Genomic DNA, 1,706 nt, shown 5'->3' on the forward strand with positions numbered 1-1,706 from the left:
AACAACTTCAAATTCCCTTAGCGTGTATTAATGTAGAAATGCCCACGGAGCCCCATCAAGAGACTGCCGCCGGTGGGCGAAAATCAAGTTTATGAAGCCACATGTATTGGAACATCACATACGATTGTAAGGCTGGTCTGCAGAAACGGGAAATGCGTATCGGACCATCCTCACGGCAGACTAAGTGATCCCGACGATCGGAGATGAACCAGGCTGACCCAGACCACAGCAGATAGCGCGGCGTCTACAAGAAAAGCCCCGGGTTTCCCCGGGGCTCTCTGTGACTGGGATCGGAAACCGATCAGAAGTCGCGCTGGATGCGCAGACGGCCAGCGAAGGCGTCGTCGCTCTTGACCAGACGGCCACCGGCTGCAAGCGGGACGCGCGTGCCAGCATTGTTGGCGGCCAGCACAGGCTGACGGAGCTCGGTGCGGCTGTAGAGAACTTCCACGCCGATATCGAGGCCAGAAACGGGCGACCAGATCAGGCTGGCTGCGACAATGGCTTCCTTGGGATCAAGCGGTCGGGCAACGATACCCGGAACCGTCTGACCGGCAACAACATAGTCCAGCTGAAGTTCCGAGTACGAAACCGCGAACTCCGAACGAAGCTGCGGGGTCCAGAAGTGACGCAGAGCGGCGAGAAGCGAGAAGCCAGTGGCCGAACGGACGTTACCGAAGCCGTCAACACCGAAATCACCGATCGTGAGCTGCGTCGCAGGCGTCGCAGTAAGTTGACGACCCGAACCAAACTGCGAAAACCAACCGAGGTAGCCAAGGGCGCCGTCAGCGTAAGCAGCCTGCAAGAACAAGACGTCACCGGCAGCAAGCATCGGCAGGTTGATCTTCACGCCCGCCTGAACGGCGAAGCCAAGCTCGTCATTCGAAGAGGTGAAGCCCGGGCCGGTGTTGGAGATGTTGCGCTGGGACAAAGCACCCGACAACTGAGCAGAACCCCAACCCTGGTCGACGCGCAGCGAAGCGACGAGATCCGGGAAGTCCTGGCCAAGGATCCTAGATCCAACACCAGCGGGGCTGATGACCGGGTTCTCGCGAAGCCCAAGACCAGGCACCACAGTAGATGCTCGATCTTCAAGAGAGATCGTACCAGAAAAGCCCGAACCAAATGTGGCTGTGTAGGCGAGCAAGTTCAAGCGAGCGTCAGCCGTGCGGACCACCGTAAAGGTATAGTCGTTCGCGTAGAAATCGAAGAACGACTGAGCACGACCAGCGGTGATCGGGCCGAACTGAATGAATGCGAGGTCAAGAATATCCGTAGTAGCAGGCGACGTGTTCCGAGCCTGGCCCGGGAGATTGATGCCCGGATTGAAGTTAACCCCTCCAACGTAATTACCACTGTTGTTGCTCAGCTCATAACGAAAGAACGTGCGCAGCGTGCCGTAGGCAGTTGCCGTGCGGGCGTCGATGTTGAGACGGCCGCGGGCGCGGGTGCCATAGGCGTCAGCCCCCTCACCGAAGCGATCACCGACCGAGTACTCGGCGCGGACACGACCACCAACGCGGAGGCAGGTGTCGGTGCCGGGGATGTAGAAGAAGCCAGCGCCGTAAGCAGAGCAGACGCGGACGTATTCGACGGGAGCGGCCTTCCGCGAGGGAAGATCGGCAGCGTGAGCCCCGGCGACCGCGGCGATGCCGGCGGCGGAACCGAGGAGGAGGCTCTTAACGAGCTTCATTGGTAACCTCCAA

At 59.6% G+C, this 1,706-nt stretch carries 1 protein-coding gene; it reads right to left on the reverse strand.

Features of this window, described 5'->3' with window-relative positions; all coding sequences use genetic code 11:
- Positions 1-301: 301 nt before the first annotated feature.
- Positions 302-1,693: a porin gene (locus AX750_RS12635; RefSeq protein ID WP_066734808.1), complete on the reverse strand. Its 1,392-nt coding sequence runs from the start codon at positions 1,691-1,693 to the stop codon at positions 302-304.
- Positions 1,694-1,706 lie beyond the last annotated feature (13 nt).

It is taken from the genome of Methylobacterium sp. CCH7-A2 (genome assembly GCF_001557075.1).
Lineage (GTDB): Bacteria > Pseudomonadota > Alphaproteobacteria > Rhizobiales > Beijerinckiaceae > Allobosea > Allobosea massiliensis.

What these genes read in the sequence shown, in the direction of transcription:
- AX750_RS12635 (WP_066734808.1), bottom strand. Translation starts at nt 1,693, where the DNA reads ATGAAGCTCGTTAAGAGCCTCCTCCTCGGTTCCGCCGCCGGCATCGCC.